Below are 22,802 nucleotides of genomic sequence, written 5' to 3'. Positions count from 1 at the left end.
CGGGGGGAATCCGGCTTCAGTGGTCCAGATTCTCGTGTGCGCGTTCGCGCATGAAGAACGAGGCGATCAGGCCCAGCGCCACGCCGAACATCACGTAGTAGGCCGGCGCCATCGGCGAACCGGTGGTCTTGATCAGCCACGTCACGATGAATTGCGCGAAGCCGCCGAAGATCATCACGGCCACGTTATAGGCAAGAGACAGGCCCACGGAGCGCACGCGCGCCGGGAACAGCTCCGCCATCACCGTGCTGAAGACGCCAAAGAAGGCCGACACGAAGAAGCACACCACGATCTGCACCGTCAGCAGGCGGCCGATCGACGGCGCGTCCGACAGCCAGTAGTACAGCGGGTACAGCACGATCAGGTAGCCGATCAGCGACCCGATCACCAGCGGGCGGCGGCCGATGCGGTCCGACCAGGCGCCCATGAACGGGGTCATCAGCACCATCAGCGCCGCGCCGGCCATCTGCACCATGAAGGTGTCCTTCATCGGCAGCTTCAGGATCTGCGTGGAATACGTCACCAGGTACGTGAAGGTGATGTAGATGGACACCGTCGCGGTCACGACCAGGCCCACGCCGATCATCGTTTCGCGCGTGTGGGTCTTGACCATCTGAACCAGGCTCAGGCGCTGCACTTCACCGCGCGCGGCGGCCTGGCGGTCTTCTTCCTGCATCTTCTTGAAGACGTCGGTTTCGTCGATGTTCTTGCGGATATAGATCGCGATGGGAACAATCACCAGGCCGAAGGCAAACGGAATGCGCCATGCCCAGGCGGCAATCTGCTCTTGCGTGAAGAACTCGGTGATCAACGTGCCGCAGGCCGCGCCGATCAGCAGCGCCAGCATCTGGCCGGCCATTTGCCACGACCCGTAGAAGCCGCGTTTGCCGTTGGGAGCCATTTCGATCAACAGCGCCGTCGACGTGCCGAACTCGCCACCCGCCGAGAAGCCTTGCAGCAGGCGCGCGATCAGGATGAAGATCGGGGCCAGGATGCCGGCGGCGTGGTAAGTCGGGGCCACCGTGATCAGCGCGATGGACACGGCCATCAGCGACGTCACCATGACCATCGCGGCCTTACGGCCCTTCTTGTCGCCGTACATGCCCAGGATGATGCCGCCGACCGGGCGCATGAAAAAGCCCACGCCGAAGATCGCCGTCGTCATCAGGATGGCGTTCAGTTCGCTGCCGGGCAGGTTGGGGTCTGTAGGGAAGAACAACTTGGCGATGATCGGCGTCATGAACGCGAACACCAGGAAGTCATACCATTCGAGGGCGTTGCCTATGACTGCGGCCACGATGTTGCGTGTGGGGACTGCTTTGTGCTGCACGGTTTCTCCTTGGGGGCGTAATCGATCCGGCGACATTCTAGGCGCTTAACCGGTGAACGGTCCGCCGTGCCGTCCAAGACGCGGGCGCTTCCTGGCTTTACACTTGTCCCTTTTCCCCCCAAAGAGAAGTGACATGAACGCGCGCACCTGGCTGGAAACGCTGGTGGGTTTCGATACCACCAGCCGCAATTCCAATCTTGCCCTGATCGAAACCGTCCGTGATTGGCTCAAGGGCCAGGGCGTGGATGCATGGCTGGCGCACAACCCCGAGCGCACCAAGGCCAACCTGTTCGCCACCTTGCCGGCGCAAGACGGCAACCAGCAGGGTGGTATCGTCCTGTCCGGCCATACGGACGTGGTGCCGGTGGATGGCCAGGACTGGAGCACGGATCCGTTCAAGCTCGTCGAAAAAGACGGGCTTCTCTATGGGCGTGGCGCCTGCGACATGAAGGGCTTCATCGCCGGTTCGCTGGCCCTGGTGCCGGAATTCCTGGCCATGCCGCGCAAGAAGCCGATCCATCTGGCGTTCTCCTATGACGAGGAAGTCGGCTGCGCCGGCGCCCCGTACATGCTGGCCGACCTGCTGGAACGCGGCATTCGCCCCGAAGGCTGCGTGGTGGGCGAACCCACGGGCATGCAGGTGGTCGTGGCCCACAAGGGCATCAACCTTTTCCGTTGCAAGGTGCACGGCAAGGCTGCGCACTCGTCCCTGACCCCGCGCGGCTGCAACGCCATCGAATACGCCGCCCGGCTGATCTGCCGCATCCGCGACCTGGCCGACAGCTTCAAGGCCAACGGCCCTTACGACCAGTTCTACGATGTGCCGTTCTCCACGATGACCACCAACCAGATCCGTGGCGGCATCGCGGTCAACACCATTCCCGAATTGTGCGAATTCACCTACGAATTCCGCAATCTGCCGGGCATGCAGCCCGACGAGATCCAGGCCGAAGTCGAAAAATACGTGCGCGATGAACTCTTGCCGCGCATGAAAGCCGAATTCGACGGCGCCAGCATCGAGATCGAAACCGGTGCCGCGGCGCCTGCCCTGGAAGCCTCGGAAGAGGCCGCCATCACTCAACTGGTGCGCGCGTTGACCGAAGACCGGACCACCCGCAAGGTGGCGTACGGCACCGAAGCCGGCCTGTTCCAGGGCATTGGCATTCCCACCGTCGTCTGCGGCCCCGGCCATATCGAACAGGCCCACAAGCCCGACGAATATGTCGCCCTGGACCAGATGGCCTCGTGCGAGACCTTCCTGCGCCGCCTGGGCCAATCGCTCTAAGCGCCGTGCGGGGGCGGCCGGGGCAGGGGCTTCCCGCCCCCGGCTGCGCCCGGGTCAGGTAAAATGACGGGTTGCAAACCGGATTTGCGGCCGGCAGTGGCCTGCCGCGATACCGGGGGAGATGCTTGGTGAAACCTTACGACTTTCCGGATGCCAAGGGCCATTTCGGCCCTTATGGCGGTGTTTTCGTGGCAGAAACGCTGATGCACGCGCTCGACGAGCTGCGTGCCGCCTATGACCATTACCGTGTCGACCCGGCCTTCCTGGAAGAGTTCAACTACGAACTCAAGCATTTCGTGGGCCGGCCCAGCCCGGTCTACCATGCCCGCCGCTGGTCTGAAATGCTGGGCGGCGCCCAGATCTGGTTCAAGCGCGAAGACCTGAACCACACCGGCGCGCACAAGGTGAACAACTGCATCGGTCAGGCCCTGTTGGCCAAGCGCATGGGCAAGCCCCGCGTCATCGCCGAAACCGGCGCCGGCCAGCACGGCGTGGCCACCGCCACGGTGGCAGCCCGCTACGGCATGGAATGCGTGGTCTACATGGGCAGCGAAGATATCCGCCGCCAGGCGTCGAACGTCTACCGCATGAAACTGCTGGGCGCCACGGTGGTCCCGGTCACGTCCGGTTCGCGCACCCTGAAAGATGCGCTGAACGAAGCCATGCGCGACTGGGTCACCAACATTGAAAACACCTTCTACATCATCGGCACGGTGGCGGGCCCCGACCCCTATCCCCGCATGGTGCGCGACTTCCAGACCGTCATCGGCAACGAATGCCTGACGCAGATGCCCGAAGCCATCGGCCGCCAGCCCGACTACGTCGTGGCGGCAGTGGGCGGCGGCTCCAACGCCATGGGCATCTTCCATCCCTATATCCCCTACGAAAACGTGCGCCTTATCGGCGTTGAAGCGGCGGGCGAGGGCATGGACAGCGGCAAGCACGCCGCATCGCTGGCCGCCGGCCAGGTGGGCGTGCTGCATGGCAACCGCACCTACGTCATGCAGGATGCCGATGGCCAGGTCCAGGAAACCCATTCCGTATCCGCCGGCCTGGACTACCCCGGCGTCGGCCCGGAACATGCCTGGCTGAAAGACACCGGCCGCGCGGAATACGCCGGAATCACCGACGATGAGGCCCTGAAGGCGTTCCACGACTGCTGCCGCATCGAAGGCATCATGCCGGCGCTTGAGTCCTCGCACGCCATCGCGCAAGCCGCGAAAATGGCCGCCACGCTGCCGCGCGACAAGGTCATCCTGGTTAATTTGTCGGGCCGTGGCGACAAAGACATGCATACCGTCGCCGAACGTGCCGGTATCGAACTCTAAAAAATGACAACTCGCACCGATCGCATCGCTGCCGCCTTTGCGCGCACCGCCGAATCCGGCCGTGCCGCGGCGCTGATCCCCTACATCGCGGCAGGCGATCCTTCGCCCGCCGCCACCGTTCCCCTGATGCACGCCTTGGTCGAGGCCGGTGCCGACGTCATCGAACTGGGCGTGCCGTTCTCGGATCCCATGGCCGATGGCCCGGTGATTCAACGCGCCGCCGACCGCGCCATCGCGCAGGGCGTGGGCCTGGCCCGCGTGCTGGAATTGGTCGCTGAATTCCGCCAGCGCGACACCTCCACCCCCGTGGTGCTGATGGGTTACGCCAACCCGATCGAACGCATGGGCCAGACCGCTTTTGCCGTGAATGCCGAAAAGGCCGGCGTGGACGGCGTGCTGGTGGTGGACTATCCGCCTGAAGAAGTCATCGAGTTCGCCGCGACCTTGGGCGAGCACGGCATTGCCCCCATCTTCCTGCTGGCTCCCACCTCCACCGAGGCTCGCATCCAGGCCGTGGCGGAAGTCGCGCGCGGCTATGTGTACTACGTGTCGCTCAAGGGCGTCACGGGCGCGGGCTCGCTGAACACCGACGACGTGGCCGAGCGCGTGGCGGTCATCCGCCGCCATGTGCGCGACATTCCGGTGGGCGTCGGATTCGGTATCCGCGATGCCGAAAGCGCCCAGCGCGTGGCGCGAGTGGCCGATGCAGTCGTCATCGGCAGCAAACTGATTGAAACGATGGAGCAGGCGGTGGCTGACGCCCCGGCTGCCCAGAAAACCGACGCTGCAGTCACCGCCGCCAGCGGTTGGCTGCGCACCATCCGGCAAGCGCTGGATCAAGTAAAACGAGAAGACGCGTCGGCCTGAACGGCGGGCGCGACCTCATACGGGATGAAACATCAATGAGCTGGATCGAAAAACTCCTGCCTCCTCGCATCAATAAAACCAGCGATAGCGGCGCGCGCCGCGTTCCCGAAGGCCTTTGGGTGAAATGCCCGTCGTGCGAATCGGTGCTGTATAGCGAAGACTTGGCGGCCAATCTTCACGTGTGCCCGAAGTGCGACCACCACATGCGCATCGGCGCCCGCGCCCGCATCGATTCGCTGCTGGACATGGAAGGCCGCGTCGAAATCGGCCAGACCACGCGTTCCGTGGACACGCTGAAGTTCAAGGACACCCGCAAGTACCCCGAGCGCCTGCAAGAGGCCGTCAAGCAAACCGGTGAAACCGATGCAATGGTGGTCATGAGCGGCTCGATCCGTGGCGTGCCGGCCACCCTGGCGTGGTTCGAGTTCGAATTCATGGGCGGATCGATGGGGTCCGTGGTGGGCGAGCGCTTTGCGCGCGGCGCCCAGGCGGCCCTGGACAACAAGACCGCGTTCATCTGCGTGGCTGCCTCTGGTGGCGCGCGCATGCAGGAAAGCCTGCTGTCGTTGATGCAGATGGCCAAGACCAACGCCATGCTCACGCGCCTGTCGGCGGCGGGCCTGCCGTTCATCAGCGTCCTGACCGACCCCACCATGGGCGGCGTGTCGGCCAGCTTTGCTTTCATGGGCGACGTGGTCATCGCTGAACCCAAGGCGTTGATCGGCTTTGCCGGCCCGCGCGTGATCGAACAAACCGTGCGCGAGAAGCTTCCCGAAGGCTTCCAGCGTGCCGAGTTCCTGTTGCAGAAGGGTGCCATCGATATGGTTATCGACCGCCGTCAACTGCGCGAGGAAATCGCTCGCCTGTTGGCGTTGCTGACCAACCAGCCGGCAGACGTCGTTACCGCCTGATCCCCTGCTTTCGGGCGCGTTTCGACGCGTTTACCAAACCGGGAAAAATGCCGTCAAGGGCTCTGGCCTTCGACGGCATTTTCATTGGGTTGTCAGGTGAAATCGTTGCACGGCGGACCTCGTGCTTGTATCGAGTGTGAGTGTCTTTTTCGGAACAGTGTTTTCCACTGCGAATTGTTGCCATATTGCGACAATCGTCAAGCCATGCGGCCCGGATTTTGCTATGTTGCCGGTTAGACCAGAAATCACGGAGTTACCTATGCTGTCCATCAAGAAGAAAATGCTTACGCGCCTTGTCGGTGTGGCTCTTGCCGGAGCAGCTACCTTGGCCAGTGCGCAATCCTCTGAGGGCACGCAAGGCGGCGTCAGCATGCATTACGGCATTGGCGACCACTATCAGCGCATCACCTTGAACTACGAAACCCCTTCCATCTGGACGCATCAGTTCGGTGGTAACTGGGGCCGCCTGGACCTGACGCCTGAAATCGGCGCGTCCTACTGGTGGGCAGACGGTTCGCGTTCGCCGGGCCATGTCTGGCAATTGAATGCCATCCCGATGTTCCGCTGGTGGACGGGCGAGCGCTTCTACCTCGAAGCGGGTATCGGCGCGACGGTGTTCTCCAGCACGCGCTTCGCCAACGAGAACATCAGCACCGCCTTCCAGTTTGGCGACCACATCGGCATGGGTTTCCTGCTGACCCCGAACAACCGTATCGGCGTGCGCTATTCGCACTTTTCCAACGCCAGCATCAAGCGCCCGAATCCGGGCCTGGACGTGGTTCAGCTGACGTACACGTACCAGTTCTGATCGCAAGCGTTCCGACAGTTCAAAGCCCTCGATGTCGAGGGCTTTTTTTTTGTCGGAACCTCTGGTGTCGAGAAGCCCGCCGTTGACGTCGGCGGGCAAAAAAAAGCCCCCATCATGCGATGGGGGCTTTTTTGTCGCACGGGCGGCTTAGGAGCGCGTTTCGACTTGAACCAGCGGTTCGTTCGAGACCGTCGCAACCGGCTTGCGTTCGCGGCCCAGGCGGGTCGGCGTATGCGCGGCGGCGATGCGCAACTGGGTCTGGGCGTGGCGGTCCGGATCGGTTTCCACCCACTTCAGGCCTGCGGCATTGACCACGTCGTGCAAGGCTTGGGCCTTGGCCGTGGGTGCCGTTGCCGGCACCACGATGGGCTGCTGCGAGGGTGCCGGAGCGGCGGCCGGTGCAGGCGCGGCAGGAGCCGCTTCAACCACCGGCGCGGGCGCCGTCACGACGGGTTCCACAACCGCGGCTTCGACGGGCTCTTGCGTCGGGGCGACGGGCGCCGACACCTGGCTGGCCGGCTCTACCGCGATCGGTTGCGTCACCTGGGTGGCGGCCGTTTGCACGGGGGTGGCCACGGCGGGTTCGGCGGCTTGCACCGGTTCGGCCTTCGCGGGTTCGACCGGCTGGGCTTCAACCTGAGCGGCGGGTTGGGCAGCGACGTCAGCAGCCACATCAGCAGCCACATCAGCGGCCACCGGGGTCGCTTCCTGGGCACGTGCCGGCACGGCTTCGATAGCCTGATCGGTCACCTTGGTCTCGGCGGCTTGCGCCGGGGCCGGGGTGGCTTCGACGGCGGCGGGCTGGGCAACTTCAGCGGCCTGGGCCGGCGCAATTTCAGCAGCTTGGGCCGCGGCAACCGGGGCGGCCGGAGCGGCTTGCGGCGCTACGCCTTCAGCTTGTTCGCCAGTGTCGTCGTCCGAACCGTCGTCCAGTTGCTCGTCGCTACCGGCCAGACCAGCTTCGTCCTGGCTGCGGCGGCCACGGCGGCTGCGGCGGCGGCGGCGCTTGCGTTCCGGATCGGCTGCGCCTTCGGCGCCTTCCGCGGTCGGGATGCCATCAGCGCCCTGATCGGCGTCGGTGGCGTCCAGTGCCGCTTCCGTAGCCGGCTTGGTGTCGGGCAGGGCGGTCGCAACGGTTTGCGCCAGCGCGGCCACCATGCTTTCCTGTTCGCTCATCGGCGTATCGGACTGGCCTTCTTCGCGGCGGTTACGGCCACGGCCACGGCGGCGATTGCGGCCAGCGCCGGTGTCGTCGCCATTGGCTTGGTCAGCCTGGTCGGGGCGGTTGGCAGCCAGGGCCGCTTGCGCGACTTGCTCGCCACGCGGCTCGTTGCGGTTGCCGCGATCGCCACGTTCCTGGCGCTCGCCGCGTTCGCCTTCAGGGCGACGGTTGCCACGCACGTGATGGCGGCCGCCTTCGCTGCCTTCAGCGCCTTCGCCACGCGATTCGCCGCGGCGGTTGCGGTTGCGGTCCGAGCCGTGCCGTTCGCCACGGCGTTCCTGGCCGTCATGGCCGCTGCGGCCCTTGCCGCCACGTCCGGACGCGGCGCGCTTGGCGCTGTCTTCCTGGGTGGTGGGGGCGGGCTTGGCGGTGTCGGCATTGCCGGTCAGCCAGCCAACCAAACGCTTGAACAGGCCACCCAAGCCACCTGCGGCGGCGGGCGCCGCAGGCGCGGCAACCGGTGCTGCAGGCGTCGAAACGGGCGCGGGCTGCGAGGGCGTGATGCCCTTGACCAGCGCTTCCGGACGGGCCTTGATCTCGCTTTCGCGCGGCTGCCAGGGGGCGTCCGTGGCCGGGGCTTCAACCAGTTCGAAGCTGGTCTTCAGTTCTTCCAGGCGCGGATCGTCGTGACGCAGGCGCTCGATGTGGTGGTGCGGCGTTTCCAGATGCTTGTTCGGGATCAGCATCAGGTTGACCTTCAGGCGGGCTTCCATCTTGGTGATGTCGGCGCGCTTTTCGTTCAGAAGGTAGGTGGCCACGTCGACCGGCACCTGGGCGTGGACCGCCGCGGTGTTTTCCTTCATCGCCTCTTCTTGCAGCAGGCGCAGGACATGCAGGGCGCTGGACTCGGCATCGCGGATCACGCCGGTGCCGTTGCAACGCGGGCAAGTGATGTGCGAGCCTTCGTTCAGGGCCGGACGCAGGCGCTGGCGCGACAGTTCCATCAGGCCGAAGCGCGAGATCTTGCCCATTTGCACGCGGGCGCGGTCGAAATGGAGGGCGTCACGCAGGCGCTGTTCAACGGCGCGCTGGTTCTTGCTGTCTTCCATGTCGATGAAGTCGATGACGATCAGGCCGCCCAAGTCGCGCAAGCGCAATTGGCGGGCCACTTCGTCGGCCGCTTCGGAGTTCGTGCGCAGCGCGGTTTCCTCGATGTCGGCGCCGCGCGTGGAGCGGGCCGAGTTCACGTCGACGGAAACCAGCGCTTCGGTGTGGTCGATCACGATGGCGCCGCCGGAGGGCAGCGTCACGGTGCGCGAATACGCCGTTTCGATCTGGTGTTCGATCTGGAACCGCGAGAACAGCGGGATGTCGTCACGGTAGCGCTTGACGCGCTGGACGTTGTCCGGCATCACCACGCTCATGAACGCGGTGGCCTGGTCGGCGATCTCGTCGGTATCGATCAGGATCTCGCCGATTTCGGGCGAGAAGTAATCGCGGATGGCCCTGATGACCAGGCTGGATTCCAGGTAGATCAGGATCGGCGCGGAGTTGTCGCGGGCGGCGCCGTCGATGGCGGTCCACAGCTGCAACAGGTAGGACAAGTCCCACTGGAGCTCTTCGACATTGCGGCCGATGCCGGCGGTACGGGCGATGATGCTCATGCCCTGGGGCAGCTCAAGCTGCTCCATCGTGTCGCGCAGTTCCTGACGGTCTTCGCCCTCGACACGGCGCGAAACGCCACCGCCACGGGGGTTGTTGGGCATCAGGACCAGGTAGCGGCCAGCCAGCGAAATGAACGTGGTCAGGGCTGCGCCCTTGTTGCCGCGCTCTTCCTTTTCAACCTGAACGATCAGTTCCTGGCCTTCGCGCAACGCGTCCTGGATGCGGGCGCTACGGACATCTACACCTTCCTTGAAGAAGCTGCGAGCAACTTCCTTGAAAGGCAGAAAGCCGTGACGGTCTTCACCGTAGTTGACGAAGCAAGCTTCCAGGCCGGGTTCGATCCGGGTAATGACACCTTTGTAGATGTTGCCTTTGCGTTGTTCGCGGCCGGCAGTCTCGATGTCGAGGTCGATGAGTTTTTGCCCATCAACGATTGCGACGCGTAATTCTTCCTGATGCGTCGCATTGAACAGCATGCGCTTCATGAGAGGGTTTCTCCGTTGTCATGACGCGCCGATATCGGCGCGTGACCTCGGGTCACTCGGGCTGCGGCTGAAGCGGGCAAGAAATGCGGACCGTACCTGGGCGGCGCCCAGGCGTATCCGCCGCGGGTCAGGCGGGCACGTCGTGCCGTGGGGCACGGGGTTCTGTCAGCAGGAGGGTCAGCTTCACTGAATGTGGTTTGACGGAAAAATTGCTGTGAACGGCAGTTGCGGTCGGATTGGTTGCCTACACGCAGCTGGTGCTTTAAATATGCGACGATTCTTGCAGTGCTTCAGAGCCGCTTGCGGCATGCAACGGACCTGCTGGGACAGCGGGCAAAGTGAATGCCACACCACTATCCGGCAGGGCGCGGTTGCGCCGGCGACCAAGAGACCCAGGGGTTGAATAAGCAGGCAGTACAATGGCGGCCCGCGCGCTCGACGGAGTTGCGTATTTAAATTGCATCTCTACGCCAGGCGGCTAGTTCAGCCCCTTAAGGCTGTCCCGATTATATGTCGCTTTCCGCAATGCGCAAAGAAACTTCCTCCCCCATATCCCCCTCTAAAGCCGCCCCCGCCGTCCGTATGGTGGAGGTCGATGCCGAGCATGCTGGCCAGCGTCTGGACAACTTCCTGATGCGCCTGTGCAAGGGCGTCCCCAAAACCCACATCTACAAAGCCATCCGTGGCGGCGAAGTGCGCGTGAATAAGGGACGCATTTCGGTCGACTATCGCATCGTGGCCGGCGACGTCGTCCGCATTCCGCCGCTGCGGCTGCCGGATCCCGGCAAGCCCCGGCCCGTGCCGGGCGCCGAATTCCCTATCGTGTTCGAAGACGATGCGCTGCTGGTCGTGGACAAGCCCGCCGGCGTGGCGGTGCACGGCGGCAGCGGGGTGTCGTTCGGCGTCATCGAACAACTGCGCGCCGCGCGCCCCGAAGCCAAGTTTCTGGAACTGGTGCATCGGCTGGACCGCGAGACCTCGGGCCTGCTCATGGTGGCCAAGAAGCGCAGCGCGCTGCTGGCCTTGCATGCCATGCTGCGGGAAGGCAAGGGCGATAAGCACTATCTGGCGCTGGTGGAAGGGGATTGGGTGAACGACCGCCAGCACATCAAGCTGGGCCTGTCCAAATGGACCACGCAGTCCGGCGAGCGCCGGGTCAAGGTGGATCCGGACGGGCAGACGGCGCACACCATCATCACGCTCAAGCAGCGCTTTGGCGGCTACAGCCTGGTCGATGCCGAGTTGCGCACGGGGCGCACCCACCAGATCCGGGTGCACCTGGCCGCCAGCGGCTTCCCCATCGTGGGCGACGACAAATACGGTCACGATGACGTTCGGGCCGAATTCGCCCGCAAGGGCTTCGGCCGAATGTTCCTGCACGCGCACCAGCTCACCTTGGCGCATCCGGCCACGGGCGAGCCCATGACCCTTACCGCCGAGCTGCCTCCCGCCTGCCGGCAACTACTGAAACAACTGGAGTCGGTCTGATTATGTCGTCGTATTCGCTGGTCGTTTTTGACTGGGATGGCACCTTGATGGATTCCACGCACAGCATCGTGGCGGCCATCCAGGGCGCTTGCCGCGACCTGGAACTGGCGGTGCCGTCGGCATCCGAAGCCAGTTGGGTGATTGGTCTGTCCCTTGAAAGCGCCTTGCGTCGCGCCGTGCCGGAACTGACGCAGGCAATGATGCCGCGCTTCCTGGAACGCTACCGTACCCATTACCTGCTGCGTGACCCCGAGCTGCGGCTTTTCGACGGTATCCCCGAATTGCTGGCGGAACTTGCAGGGCAGAACGTCCGCCTGGCTGTCGCGACGGGCAAGAGCCGGGTCGGCCTGACCCGAGCGCTGGCCGCGACGGGCCTGGGGCCGTTGTTCGACGCCACCCGCACCGCCGATGAAACCTTCAGCAAACCGCACCCGGCGATGCTGCAGGAGCTGATGCAGGAGCTGGACGTCGAACCCGGGCGAGTCGTGATGATCGGCGACACCTCGCACGACCTCCAGATGGCGGCGAACGCCGGCGTCCACGGCCTTGGCGTGACCTATGGCGCCCATACCTTGAAGGAACTGCAGGGTTGCGCGCCGCAGGCGGTGCTGGACAGCGTGCCCCGGGTGCGCGAATGGCTCCTGCCGCGGGTCTTCGCAGGCGCCTGACCCTGCGGTCGGACGGGAACGTCCGGCGTCGCGGTGGGTCAATCTGGAAGTTCCCGGCCGCGGCGCTGCCGCCGCGGAATATCATGGGATGGCGCAACGTCTATGGCTTGCGCAGGGCGCGCCTGTCAGGGACGGGCCGCCACACCGGAGACCACGATGCTGATACGCAAGCCCGCCGATATTCTTCCGTCCGAAATCACCGACGAGGCCGTCTGGCGCTCGCGGCGCGAGCTGATGCTGCGCGCCGGGCTGACGGCCGCCGCCGTCGGCTTGCCGGGTTGGGCGGCGCGCAGCGCCTTCGCTCAGGGCGCCGGCCCCCTGACAGGCAAGCCGAATGCGTCGTTGAGCGTCATGGACAAGCAGACCTCGCTGGCCGATGTCACGTCCTACAACAACTACTACGAGTTCGGCGTGGATAAGGGCGATCCCGCCGCGAATGCCGGCAAGTTGCAGACGCGCCCATGGACGGTCAGCGTCGAAGGCGAGGTCGCCAAGCCGCGCACCTTCACCATCGAGGAATTGCTCAAGCTGGCGCCGATGGAAGAGCGCGTCTACCGCCTGCGCTGCGTCGAGGGCTGGTCCATGGTGATTCCGTGGGTGGGTTACTCGGTATCCGAACTGCTGAAACAGGTTGAGCCCACGGGCAACGCCAAATATGTGGAATTCGTGACGGCGGTGCAGCGCGAGAACATGCCGGGCGTGCGTGCCGCCATCCTCGAGTGGCCCTACGTCGAAGGCTTGCGCATCGACGAGGCCATGAATCCGCTGGCGATGCTGGTGTTCGGGGTGTACGGCAAGGTCCTGCCCAACCAGAATGGCGCCCCGCTGCGCCTGGCGGTGCCGTGGAAATATGGCTTCAAATCGGCGAAGTCGCTGGTCAAGATCCGGCTGGTGGAAAAACTGCCGGTATCGTCCTGGATCAAGGCGGCGCCGCAGGAATACGGCTTCTACGCCAACGTGAACCCCACTGTCCCGCATCCACGCTGGAGCCAGGCAACCGAGCGCCGCATCGGCGAGGACGGCCTGTTCACCCCGAAGCGCAAGACCTTGATGTTCAACGGATATGGCGAACAGGTGGCGTCGCTTTATCAGGGCATGGACCTGAAAGCGAACTACTGAGGTTCACCGATGCCTGAAGGCACTTCGCCGCCCGCCGCGGCCGCTTCACCGCCCAAACCCCCGCTATCCGCTCGCGCGGTGGGGCGGATCAAGCCCTTCCTGTTTCTGCTGGGTCTGGCGCCGTTCCTGCGCTGGATCTGGCTGGGCTTCAACAACGGGCTGACCGCCAATCCGGTCGAATTCCTGACGCGGTCGTCCGGCACCTGGACGTTGGTCTGCCTGCTGGTGACACTGGCGATCACGCCGTTGCGCCGCTTGACCGGGCAACCGGCGCTGGTTCGGGTGCGCCGGATGTGCGGGCTATTCGCGTTCTTCTACGGGGCCATGCATTTCATGGCCTGGGTCTGGTGGGACCGGGGGCTGGACCCCGCGGCCATGCTGCAAGATATCGGAGAACGCCCGTTCATCACCGTCGGGTTTGCCGCCTTTGTGCTGATGACGGCGCTGGCCGCCACCTCCACGCAGTGGGCCATGCGCCGGTTGGGCAAGCGCTGGCAGCAATTGCACCGCGCCGTCTATGCGATCGGCCTGCTGGCGGTGCTGCACTACTGGTGGCACAAAGCCGGCAAGAACGATCTGGCGCAACCGCTCCTGTATGCCTCTGTGCTGGCTTTGCTGCTTGGCTGGCGGGTCGTGGCGTGGTGGCGGCGCCGGGCGTGATGCTGGCGGGCGCTGGATGGCGTCAAAGGCCTGGGCCGGGGCTGAGGCCGCTTAACGTCGGCCCGTTCAAGGCATCGCCAGCATGATGGCGGCGGTTTCCGCGTCCGGTTGGCCATCGTGCAGCGCAGGCCGGTAGTGCATCTGAAAGGCCGCCAGCGTATTGATCGTGGCGCGGTCCAGGGTGCCGTCCTGCGGACAGGCGTAGCCCAGCCGCTGCAACTGTTTCTGGAACCAGGCAACGTCGGGCACGCCTTCGGCCTGCAGGCGCGCCAGATGCGCGGCTGCGCCGGTTTCGTCGAACCAGCGGCCGATGCCCGCCGCAGCCAGCGTTTGCCACGGGAATAGCGGGCCGGGATCCACTTTGCGCTGCGGCGCGATGTCGCTGTGGCCCACCACGTTCTCGGGCGCGATGCCGTGGCGCTGGATGATGTCCCGCAGCAGCAAGGTCAATGCGCGCACCTGGCGGTCGTTGTAGGCGTGCCAAAGCGGCTTGCCGTCCGCGCCCTCGGTCCAGCCGGGGTTGACGATCTCGACCCCGATGGAGGTGCTGTTCATGGCGATGTTGCCGTACCACGAGGCGGCGCCGGCGTGCCATGCGGCACGGGTTTCGTCGACCAGGCGGTAGGCGCGGCCGTCCTCGTTGATCAGGTAGTGCGCGCTGACCTTGCCCTTGGACAGCAGCTTCATCGACGTGGCATCGTCGACGGTCGTGTAGTGCAGGACGACGCTGCGGACGCGGCTGGCCTGGCTGGCGGCGGTGATTGACGTGTCAAGGTCCAGTCCGGCGGGGCCGCGCGCGGCGCAGCCGGCCAGGACTGCCGTGGCCAGCAGTGGGGTGATCAGGCGGTGCATACGGGTCAGCGGGCCAGATACAGGAACAGTGTCGGCAGCTTGTCCAACAGGGGCGCGGGCCGTTTTTTCCAGTCGGCCACGGTGTGCGTCGCGATCCATTCGTCGGCCGTCGTGACCGAGCGGGCCACGCACAGCTTGGTGTCGCCTTTCAGGCTGGCCAGCAGGGTGGCGAACATGGCGGCGTTGCGATACGGCGTTTCGATCAGCAACTGGGTCTGGTTGTGCTTGGCCGAATGCTGTTCCCAGGCTCGCAGCTGCTTGGCGCGCTCGGCGGGGTCCACGGGGGCATAGCCGTGGAAGGCGAATCGCTGCCCATCCAGGCCGCTGGCCATCAGGCCCAGCAGGATCGAAGAAGGGCCAACCCAGGGCTTGACGGTCAGGCCCAGGCGATGGGCCGCGTCCACCACCTTGGCGCCCGGATCGGCAACCGCCGGGCAGCCGGCTTCGGAAACCAGTCCAATTTCCGCGCCTTTCTTGATCGGGTCCAGCCATGCCTTGATCTGGCCGTCGTCGATTTTGTCGGTCAGGGTGTGGATGGTGATTTCCTGCAGCGGCAGGGTGGTGCCGATAAGCTTCAGGAAGGCGCGCGCCGTCTTGGCGTTCTCGGCGATGTAGGTGTCCAGCCGTCCGGCCAGCGCGCGGACGTCGGCGGGCAACCAGCGCTCGGCCGGGGCCTCGCCCAGGCCGACGGGAATCAGGTGCAGCGCGCCGCTCATGCCGGCGCTCCGGGGGCGTCCAGCGGATCCAGCCCGAACCGCGTCAGCATGCGCGTCAGCTCGATCAGCGGCAGGCCGATAATCGCGGTCGGATCGTCGCTCTGGATGCTCTCCATCAGGGCGATGCCCAGGCTTTCCGCCTTGGCGCTGCCTGCGGTATCGTAGGGTTCTTCGGCGCGCAAATAGGCCTCGATGGCGTGGTCCGACAGTTGGCGGAAATGGCATCGCGTGATGATGTCCGCTTTTTCCACCCGTTTGCCATCCGTCACCGCCAATGCGCTGTGGAATTCCACGATTTGCCCCGACAGGGCGCGCAATTGGGCTTTGGCGCGCGGAAAATCCCCCGGCTTGCCGATCGGCTGCCCGTCGATCGTGGCAACCTGGTCCGATCCGATCACGAGGCTGCCGGGGTGCTTGTCCGCCACGGCCATGGCCTTGGCAACCGACAGGCGCAGAGCCAGCGCTGCGGGCGTTTCACCCGGCTGTGGCGTTTCGTCTACATCGGGGGAAATGGCCGTAAAGGGCAGGCGCAGGCGCGACAGCAGTTCTTTGCGGTAACGCGAGCTGGACGCGAGGATCAGGCTAGGCTTGGAAGGCATGCGATATTTGACGTTAAAGCGTAAGTCGCAGTATTATCTAACGTTTTGCGGGATTTTTGCAGCGAATGCGGTGGCACGAAGCAGCGTAAGCAAGCAGCGTAAGCAATCAGCCTGAGTAATCAAGCCTGGTTAATCGTCATCAGCGTGAGCAATCGCAAAGACCCGTGAATGCAAAGGATTGATCATTAAGCGCATCGATGCATTCGCATTTGCCCATAGCGGCAAGGAAGCGCATGGCACCATACCTCTTGTGCGGTTTTCGCGCGCGGTTGAAGGGTTACCCGAACAACCGCTGGGCGATGCCGGGCTTGTGACGTGGTCTGTGCGCGGTGAGGTGGGCAAGTCTGGTCTGTTGCTTGGCCGGCCCCTCTTGCACGTTCGCGTGCAGGCGAACCCGGTGCTGGTGTGCCAGCGGTGCAATGCGCCGTTCGTGTATCCAGTCGATAGCGAAGTCCTCTTGCAGCTGGTCAAGTCCGAAGCCGATCTCGATGATGGCAATACCAACGGCGATTACTCCGATGGTCGTGCCGACGAGGACGATGAAGACGAAGAAGGAAATGGTTTTGTGTCCAACCAACCTGAAAAGGTGGTCGGTTCGCATCATTTCGATCTGCTGGCCCAGGTCGAAGATGAGCTCATTCTGAGCGTTCCGTATGTGCCCAAGCATGATGTATGCCCGGGCGCGCAGGCCAAAGTCAGCGAAGTTCCTGAAGAACCCGCTGTCAAGCGTCCGTCGCCGTTTGCGGTGCTGGAACAACTGAAGCACAAAGATTGAGATCAACATCGGGCCGCATCGCGTACAATGCGCCCCGTTTCTAGGAGTCATCATGGCCGTTCAACAAAACAAGAAGTCCCCCTCCAAGCGCGGTATGCACCGTTCGCACGATTTTCTGGTTGCCCCGTCGACCGCCATCGAGCCGAACACCGGCGAAACGCACCTGCGTCACCACATCAGCCCCAACGGCTTTTACCGTGGCCGCAAGGTCCTGAAGACCAAGGCCGACGAATAAGGCCCCCGGGCCGAACTCGTACTCGGACCAATTCGGCTGCGCGCTGATACCTGGCACCCGTGATACGCATCGCCATAGACTGTATGGGCGGAGACTTCGGTCTGCCCGTCACGATTCCGGCTGCGATCGAGTTCGCCCGGCAATTTCCGGATACCCGGCTATTGCTGGTCGGGCTTCCCGACGCTATCGAAGCGGCGCTCTCAGAGCACCGCGGCGTGGCGCGCGATCGCATGGAAATCGTGGCGGCATCCGAGGTCGTCACCATGGACGACCCGGTCGAGGTCGCCTTGCGCCGCAAAAAAGACTCCTCCATGCGCCTGGCCGCCCAGTCCGTCAAGGACGGGCGCGCTGACGCCTGCGTTTCCGCGGGCAACACCGGCGCATGGATGGCCATTTCACGCTACGTGCTCAAGACGCTGGACGGCATTGACCGCCCCGCGATCGCCACATCCATTCCCAACCAGACGGGCCGCGCCACCACGGTGCTGGACCTGGGTGCGAACGTGGATTGCTCGGCCGAGCACCTATTGCAATTCGCCATCATGGGCGCCGCGCTGTCGCAGGCGGTCGACCATCGTGAGAACCCCTCCGTGGGCTTGCTCAACATCGGCGAAGAAGTCATCAAGGGCAACGAAGTCGTCAAGGAAGCTGCAGAGCTCCTGCGCGGCAGCCCGTTGAATTTCTACGGCAACGTGGAAGGCAACGACATCTTCAAGGGTACGGTCGACGTTGTCGTGTGCGACGGTTTCGTCGGCAACGTCGTGCTCAAGTCCGTCGAGGGGCTGGCGAAGATGCTGTCCAGCATCATTCGCGAAGAGTTCAAACGCAACATCGTCACCCTGCTGGCCGGCGCCATCGCCAGGCCGGTGCTCAATCGTCTGCGCAACCGCGTCGACAACCGGCGCTATAACGGCGCCGCGTTGCTGGGCTTGCGTGGTGTGGTCATCAAGAGCCATGGTTCCGCGGATGTCTACGCCTTCGGTTTTGCGTTGCAACGAGCTCGCGAAGCCGTAGTGAGTAAACTGCTGGAGCGCACCGCTCAGACGGTCGCGCAGATTACCAAGCGCGTTCAATCGGGCGAGGGCGTCGCAACGCCTTCGCGGAACGTCGCTGGGGACACCGCTTGATGGATACCGCAATGAAATATTCCGCAATCGCGGGCACCGGCAGCTTCTTGCCGGAACGCGTGGTTTCGAATGACGAATTGGCCGCGGAGCTGGCGACGCGCGACATCGCCACGTCCGATGAATGGATTGTTGAGCGCACGGGCATCCGTCAGCGCCATCTGGCCGAACGCGGCGTCACGACCAGCCAGCTTGCCACCGAGGCTTCGCGCCGCGCGCTGGCGGATGCCGGCGTCGACGCATCCGAAGTCGATCTGATCATCGTGGCCACGTCCACGCCCGATTTCGTGTTTCCCAGCACGGCATGCCTGGTGCAGGCCAATCTGGGCACCAAGGGATCGGCGGCGTTCGACGTGCAGGCCGTGTGCAGCGGCTTTGTCTACGCCCTGACCACCGCCGACAGCTTCATCCGCGCGGGCCGCGCCCGTTGTGCGCTGGTGATCGGTGCGGAAGTGTTTTCGCGCATCCTGGACTGGAACGACCGCAGCACGTGCGTGCTGTTCGGCGATGGCGCAGGCGCCGTGGTGCTCAAGAGCTCCGACGAGCCCGGCATCATGGCCGCGCAGTTGCATGCCGATGGCAGCCAGATGAAGATCCTGAGCGCCGCGGGCAACGTGGCCTATGGCGACGTGACGGGCGATCCGTTCCTGCGCATGGACGGCCAGGCCGTGTTCAAGCAGGCCGTGACCGTGCTGGACCGCTCGGCGCGCGACACGTGCGCGGAAGCCGGCATCGAAGTCGCGGACGTCGATTGGTTGATCCCGCATCAGGCGAACGTTCGCATCCTGAATTTCCTGGCGCGCAAGCTCGCCGTGCCGGTCGAAAAAGTCGTCATTACCGTTGATAGCCACGCCAACACCTCCGCGGCCAGCGTGCCGCTGGCACTGGACGCCGCACGCCGTGATGGCCGCGTCAAGCCGGGCCAGCTCATTCTGATGCAAGGCGTGGGCGGCGGATTCACCTGGGGTTCGGTACTCGCCCGCATGTAAGAGCGTGCCCGGGCAGGGCGGCGCATGCGTCGCCGCCCGCAGTGCGCGCCTGACATCCCACACAGACACTGAATCAATCCAACCGGTCAATCATGAAAATCGCATTTGTCTTCCCTGGCCAAGGTTCGCAAGCCGTCGGCATGCTGGATGCCTGGTCGGGCGTTGCCGCGGTCACGGACACCGTGGCGCAGGCTTCGCAAGCCCTGGGCCAGGATCTGGGCGCGCTGATCGCCCAAGGTCCGGTGGAACAGCTCAACCTGACCACCAACACCCAGCCGGCGATGTTGACTGCCGGCGTGGCGTTCTATGCCGCCTGGCGCGCTGCCGGCGGCCGCAAGCCGGATGTCGTGGCCGGTCATAGCCTGGGCGAATACGCCGCGTTGACCGCTGCGGGTTCCCTGTCTCTGGAAGACGCCGTGCGCCTGGTGCGTGTGCGCGCCGACGCAATGCAGGCCGCGGTGCCGGTCGGCACGGGCGGAATGGCCGCGATCCTGGGCCTGGACGACGACGCCGTGCGCGCCGCCTGTGCGCAGGCCGCTCAGGGCGAAATCGTCGAAGCCGTGAATTTCAACGCGCCCGCGCAGGTCGTGATCGCGGGGCACAAGGCCGCCGTCGAGCGTGCCTGCGAACTGGCCAAGGCCGCAGGCGCCAAGCGCGCGCTGCTGCTGCCGGTCTCCGCGCCGTTCCATTCCAGCCTGCTCAAGCCCGCCGCCGACGTGCTGGCCGGCGCGCTGGCGGGCGTCACGGTCCTGGCGCCGCAGATCCCGGTCATCAACAACGTCGATGTCGCTTCGCCCACCGAGCCCGGGGCAATCCGGGATGCGCTGGTGCGTCAGGCATGGCATCCTGTGCGCTGGGTTGAAACCCTGCGCGCGATGAAGGCGCAAGGCGTCACCCACGTCATCGAGTGCGGCCCCGGCAAAGTGCTGGCCGGCCTGACCAAGCGCATCGACCCCGAACTTACCGGCATGGCCATTACCGATCCCGCTTCGCTTGAAGCCGCGTTGGCCGCCGTTAACGGAAATTAAACACATGGACAACTCGATCGAACTGCAGGGCAAGATCGCCCTTGTGACCGGCGCCACGCGTGGCATCGGCCGCGCCATCGCCCAGGAACTGGCTGCGCGCGGCGCAACCGTCGTGGGCACCGCGACGTCCGAATCGGGCGCGGCCGCCATTACCGAAGCCCTGGCGCCGTCCGGCGGCCGTGGCGTGGTGCTGAACGTGACCGATGCCGAAGCCTGCGACGCATTGATCGACGCGCTGGGCAAGGAAGGCGGCGGTCCGCATATCCTCGTCAATAATGCCGGCATCACCCGCGATACGCTGGCGATGCGCATGAAGGACGACGATTGGTCGGCGGTGCTGGACACGAATCTGACGTCCGTGTTCCGCCTGTCGCGCGCCGTGTTGCGCAGCATGATGAAGGCCCGCTGGGGACGCATCATCAACGTTACGTCGGTGGTGGGTTCCAGCGGCAACGCCGGTCAGGCCAACTACGCCGCCGCCAAGGCGGGCGTGTCGGGTATGTCGCGCGCACTGGCCCGTGAGTTGGGCAGCCGCAACATCACCGTGAACTGCGTGGCGCCCGGCTTCATTGACACCGATATGACGCGCGCGCTGGCTGAAAGCCAGACGACGGCGCTGTTGCAGCAGATTCCGCTGGGCCGTTTGGGCTCGCCCGAGGACATCGCCCATGCGGTGGCCTTTTTGTCCGGGCCGCAAGCGGGTTACATTACCGGCACCACCCTGCACGTAAACGGCGGGATGTACATGCAATAAATCACGAATTGCGCGCGGGCGGCCCAGGCCGCCTTGCCGCCGCCGGGCAACCGGCGAGGCCGCGCGCAGTTCATCCGGAAACGCCGCACACCGGTATTCCTGCGCCCTTCAGGGCGACAGAAAAAGTGCGCGGTGTTATTTTTGTCACGGCCAGGCGTTGCTTTCCTCTACGCTTGGCTATAATTCGCGGGATTTTTCCCAATTGGAGATCTGCATGGAAAGCATCGAACAGCGCGTCAAGAAGATCGTCGCTGAACAACTTGGCGTGAACGAAGCCGAGATCAAGAACGAATCCTCCTTCCTTGACGACCTCGGTGCCGATTCGCTCGACATGGTCGAACTGGTCATGGCGCTCGAAGACGAATTCGAGACCGAGATCCCCGACGAAGAGGCCGAAAAGATCACGACCGTGCAACAAGCGATTGACTACATCAATTCGCACGGTAAGCAGTAAGCTCAGCCTATATCCTTCCGGTTGCCCGACTTTCGGGTTCAACCGGGAAACGGGGCGGTTTCAGGAATTTGCCGTGTGGTCCACATGCGGGAAGGGCGTAGTCATGCCCGACCCGCTTTCGCGTGGGCCACACGTGCAGCGCATCCCGAAAGCCGCCTTTCTTTTGTCTGTTTGAGGAGTCATCCGTGAAGCGACGTGTCGTCATCACCGGCCTTGGTATCGTTTCTCCCGTAGGGAACGACCTGACCACCGCTTGGGACAATATCGTCAACGGACGTTCTGGCATCAGCCGCATCACCCGTTTCGATCCCTCGGCCATCACCACGCACATTGCTGGCGAAGTCAAAGACTTCGACATCAGCACCTATGTCTCGTCCAAAGAAGCCCGCCAGATGGATACATTCATCCATTACGGCCTGGCTGCCGGGATGCAGGCATGGCGCGATTGCGGCCTGGAAGTCACCGAAGCCAATGCCGAGCGCATCGGCGTGATCGTGGGCTCCGGTATCGGCGGTTTGCCGCGCATCGAAGAAACCCAGGTCGAGTACCTGGCCAAGGGTCCGCGACGGATCTCGCCGTTCTTCGTGCCGGGTTCGCTGATCAACCTGATCTCCGGTCATTTGTCCATTGTCTACGGCATGAAGGGTCCGAGCTACGCCGTCGTCTCGGCCTGCACCACCGGCCTGCATTGCATCGGCGACGCTGCGCGCCTGATCGAATATGGCGATGCGGACGTCATGGTGGCGGGCGGCGCCGAATCGACCGTGTCCCCGCTGGGCATCGGCGGTTTTGCCGCGATGCGCGCGCTGTCGACCCGTAACGATGATCCTCAGACGGCCTCGCGCCCCTGGGACCGCGACCGCGACGGCTTCGTGCTGGGCGAGGGCGCTGGCGTTCTCGTGCTGGAAGAGTACGAGCATGCCAAGAAGCGCGGCGCGCGCATCTATGGCGAGCTCGCGGGCTATGGCATGAGCTCGGACGCGCACCACATCACGGCTCCGGACAAGGACGGCCCGCGCCGCGGCGTGCTCAACGCGCTGCGCAACGGTGGCCTGAATGCGGATGACATCCAGTATGTCAACGCCCACGGTACGTCCACGCCGCTTGGCGACAAGAACGAAACCGATGCGCTGAAGCTGGCGTTCGGCGATCACGCCAAGAAGCTGGTGGTCAACTCGACCAAGTCCATGACCGGGCACTTGCTCGGCGCAGCGGGCGGCATCGAGGCGGTGTTCACCACGCTGGCCGTGTACAACCAGGTGTCGCCTCCCACGATCAACATCTTCAATCAAGATCCGGAATGCGATCTGGATTACTGCGCGAACGAAGCGCGGCAGATGAAGATCGAGATCGGCCTGTCCAATTCATTCGGCTTCGGCGGCACCAACGGCTCCATGGCCGTTCGCCGGGTCTGATTTGGAAGGCTCGGACGCAGGGCGCTGGTCGTTTCAGGTGCCTGCCGGGCAGCCGCCCGGCGTCCGCGCGCTTGGCGGCCTGGCG

22 protein-coding genes are annotated in these 22,802 nt (G+C 64.4%); 17 read left to right on the top strand and 5 right to left on the bottom strand.

Features of this window, described 5'->3' with window-relative positions; all coding sequences use genetic code 11:
* Positions 1–16: 16 nt before the first annotated feature.
* A complete protein-coding gene (locus ACE039_RS21235) occupies positions 17–1,330 on the bottom strand; it encodes an MFS transporter (RefSeq protein WP_105555118.1) in 1,314 nt (437 codons plus the stop codon).
* 133 nt (positions 1,331–1,463) lie between these two features.
* Here ACE039_RS21235 and argE point away from each other — a divergent pair, with 133 nt between their 5' ends.
* The 5 genes from argE to ACE039_RS21210 all read left to right on the top strand — a co-directional run bounded on the left by argE (position 1,464) and on the right by ACE039_RS21210 (position 6,529).
* Positions 1,464–2,615 (top strand): acetylornithine deacetylase, encoded by a 1,152-nt coding sequence (gene argE, locus ACE039_RS21230; protein ID WP_105555117.1) that lies wholly within the window; start codon positions 1,464–1,466, stop codon positions 2,613–2,615.
* Between the two features lie 128 nt (positions 2,616–2,743).
* A complete protein-coding gene (trpB, locus tag ACE039_RS21225; protein WP_105555557.1) occupies positions 2,744–3,943 on the top strand; it encodes a tryptophan synthase subunit beta in 1,200 nt (399 codons plus the stop codon).
* 3 nt (positions 3,944–3,946) lie between these two features.
* Complete coding sequence (trpA, locus tag ACE039_RS21220; protein ID WP_105555116.1) at positions 3,947–4,810, top strand: tryptophan synthase subunit alpha; 864 nt, start codon at positions 3,947–3,949, stop codon at positions 4,808–4,810.
* Positions 4,811–4,845: 35 nt separating this feature from the next.
* Complete coding sequence (gene accD, locus ACE039_RS21215; RefSeq protein WP_485821137.1) at positions 4,846–5,721, top strand: acetyl-CoA carboxylase, carboxyltransferase subunit beta; 876 nt, start codon at positions 4,846–4,848, stop codon at positions 5,719–5,721.
* Positions 5,722–5,980: 259 nt separating this feature from the next.
* Positions 5,981–6,529, top strand: a complete 549-nt coding sequence (locus ACE039_RS21210; protein ID WP_105555114.1) for an acyloxyacyl hydrolase — start codon at positions 5,981–5,983, stop codon at positions 6,527–6,529.
* 147 nt (positions 6,530–6,676) lie between these two features.
* Here ACE039_RS21210 and ACE039_RS21205 read toward each other — a convergent pair whose 3' ends face one another.
* The gene (locus ACE039_RS21205; protein ID WP_485823258.1) at positions 6,677–9,841 is read right to left on the bottom strand and encodes an Rne/Rng family ribonuclease; all 3,165 of its coding nucleotides are present in this window, start codon (positions 9,839–9,841) and stop codon (positions 6,677–6,679) included.
* Positions 9,842–10,366: 525 nt separating this feature from the next.
* On the opposite strand from ACE039_RS21205, the gene ACE039_RS21200 reads away from it, so the two are divergent.
* The 4 genes from ACE039_RS21200 (at position 10,367) to msrQ (ending at position 13,776) form a co-directional block, all read left to right on the top strand.
* A complete protein-coding gene (locus ACE039_RS21200; protein WP_199196710.1) occupies positions 10,367–11,329 on the top strand; it encodes an RluA family pseudouridine synthase in 963 nt (320 codons plus the stop codon).
* Positions 11,330–11,331: 2 nt separating this feature from the next.
* Positions 11,332–11,997 (top strand): HAD family hydrolase, encoded by a 666-nt coding sequence (locus ACE039_RS21195; RefSeq protein WP_485823257.1) that lies wholly within the window; start codon positions 11,332–11,334, stop codon positions 11,995–11,997.
* Positions 11,998–12,153: 156 nt separating this feature from the next.
* The gene (msrP, locus tag ACE039_RS21190) at positions 12,154–13,116 is read left to right on the top strand and encodes a protein-methionine-sulfoxide reductase catalytic subunit MsrP (protein ID WP_485823256.1); all 963 of its coding nucleotides are present in this window, start codon (positions 12,154–12,156) and stop codon (positions 13,114–13,116) included.
* Between the two features lie 9 nt (positions 13,117–13,125).
* The gene (gene msrQ / locus ACE039_RS21185) at positions 13,126–13,776 is read left to right on the top strand and encodes a protein-methionine-sulfoxide reductase heme-binding subunit MsrQ (RefSeq protein ID WP_310032941.1); all 651 of its coding nucleotides are present in this window, start codon (positions 13,126–13,128) and stop codon (positions 13,774–13,776) included.
* A gap of 66 nt (positions 13,777–13,842) precedes the next feature.
* Here msrQ and ACE039_RS21180 read toward each other — a convergent pair whose 3' ends face one another.
* From ACE039_RS21180 to ACE039_RS21170, 3 genes are read right to left on the bottom strand one after another with little or no spacing between them, the layout of a single operon-like run.
* Positions 13,843–14,628, bottom strand: a complete 786-nt coding sequence (locus tag ACE039_RS21180; RefSeq protein WP_485823255.1) for an N-acetylmuramoyl-L-alanine amidase — start codon at positions 14,626–14,628, stop codon at positions 13,843–13,845.
* A 5-nt stretch (positions 14,629–14,633) separates the two neighbouring features.
* Entirely contained in the window at positions 14,634–15,344 is a 711-nt protein-coding gene (locus tag ACE039_RS21175; protein ID WP_485823254.1) for an SAM-dependent methyltransferase, read from the bottom strand.
* Positions 15,341–15,943, bottom strand: a complete 603-nt coding sequence (locus tag ACE039_RS21170; RefSeq protein ID WP_105555106.1) for a Maf-like protein — start codon at positions 15,941–15,943, stop codon at positions 15,341–15,343. The genes ACE039_RS21175 and ACE039_RS21170 overlap by 4 nt, the downstream gene beginning before the upstream one ends.
* Positions 15,944–16,121: 178 nt before the next feature.
* Here ACE039_RS21170 and ACE039_RS21165 point away from each other — a divergent pair, with 178 nt between their 5' ends.
* The 8 genes from ACE039_RS21165 to fabF all read left to right on the top strand — a co-directional run bounded on the left by ACE039_RS21165 (position 16,122) and on the right by fabF (position 22,717).
* A complete protein-coding gene (locus ACE039_RS21165) occupies positions 16,122–16,718 on the top strand; it encodes a YceD family protein (RefSeq protein ID WP_313459044.1) in 597 nt (198 codons plus the stop codon).
* 52 nt (positions 16,719–16,770) lie between these two features.
* The gene (gene rpmF / locus ACE039_RS21160) at positions 16,771–16,953 is read left to right on the top strand and encodes a 50S ribosomal protein L32 (RefSeq protein ID WP_006218037.1); all 183 of its coding nucleotides are present in this window, start codon (positions 16,771–16,773) and stop codon (positions 16,951–16,953) included.
* 59 nt (positions 16,954–17,012) lie between these two features.
* Positions 17,013–18,080, top strand: coding sequence for a phosphate acyltransferase PlsX (plsX, locus tag ACE039_RS21155; RefSeq protein WP_416023904.1), 1,068 nt, complete (start codon positions 17,013–17,015; stop codon positions 18,078–18,080).
* A complete protein-coding gene (locus ACE039_RS21150; protein ID WP_105555103.1) occupies positions 18,080–19,066 on the top strand; it encodes a beta-ketoacyl-ACP synthase III in 987 nt (328 codons plus the stop codon). The genes plsX and ACE039_RS21150 overlap by 1 nt, the downstream gene beginning before the upstream one ends.
* Before the next feature lie 92 nt (positions 19,067–19,158).
* Positions 19,159–20,094, top strand: coding sequence for an ACP S-malonyltransferase (fabD, locus tag ACE039_RS21145; protein WP_448712077.1), 936 nt, complete (start codon positions 19,159–19,161; stop codon positions 20,092–20,094).
* 4 nt (positions 20,095–20,098) lie between these two features.
* Positions 20,099–20,848, top strand: a complete 750-nt coding sequence (gene fabG, locus ACE039_RS21140) for a 3-oxoacyl-ACP reductase FabG (RefSeq protein ID WP_006223826.1) — start codon at positions 20,099–20,101, stop codon at positions 20,846–20,848.
* Positions 20,849–21,062: 214 nt separating this feature from the next.
* Positions 21,063–21,302, top strand: coding sequence for an acyl carrier protein (gene acpP / locus ACE039_RS21135; protein ID WP_003813816.1), 240 nt, complete (start codon positions 21,063–21,065; stop codon positions 21,300–21,302).
* A gap of 185 nt (positions 21,303–21,487) precedes the next feature.
* The gene (fabF, locus tag ACE039_RS21130; RefSeq protein WP_313459053.1) at positions 21,488–22,717 is read left to right on the top strand and encodes a beta-ketoacyl-ACP synthase II; all 1,230 of its coding nucleotides are present in this window, start codon (positions 21,488–21,490) and stop codon (positions 22,715–22,717) included.
* The last annotated feature ends 85 nt before the right edge of the window (positions 22,718–22,802 follow it).

It is taken from the genome of Achromobacter maghribensis (assembly GCF_057334215.1).
The sequence above is the reverse complement of the archived record's forward strand: the minus strand, read 5'-3'. Positions and strand labels throughout refer to the sequence as shown.